The organism is Pauljensenia sp. UMB3104, assembly GCF_030217285.1.
In the GTDB taxonomy this organism is placed as follows: Bacteria; Actinomycetota; Actinomycetes; order Actinomycetales; family Actinomycetaceae; genus Pauljensenia.
Genome location: NZ_JASONN010000168.1, coordinates 1 through 313 on the forward strand (window position 1 = coordinate 1; position 313 = coordinate 313).

A 313-nucleotide genomic window follows, 5' to 3' on the forward strand; every position below is an offset into this window, starting at 1 on the left:
CTTCCAGCCTGTGATGGTCGACGAGCCCTCTGTCGAGGACACCATCGAAATCCTGAAGGGCTTGCGCGATCGTTACGAGGCCCACCACCGCGTCATCATCACCGATGAAGCAATCAAGGCGGCCGCTGAACTTGCGGACCGATACATCTCTGATCGCTTCCTGCCGGACAAGGCCATCGACCTGGTCGATGAGGCAGGCGCACGCCTGCGTATTCGTCGTATGACCGCTCCGCCGGAGTTGCGTGAACTCGACGAGAAGATCGCCGAAGTTCGTCGCAACAAGGAATCGGCGATCGACGATCAGGATTTCGAG

At 59.1% G+C, this 313-nt stretch carries 1 pseudogene; it reads left to right on the forward strand.

Annotated elements, in window-relative coordinates:
- Nucleotides 1–313 (forward strand): annotated as a pseudogene (locus tag QP415_RS11215) (NDP-hexose 4-ketoreductase); the annotation flags it as partial.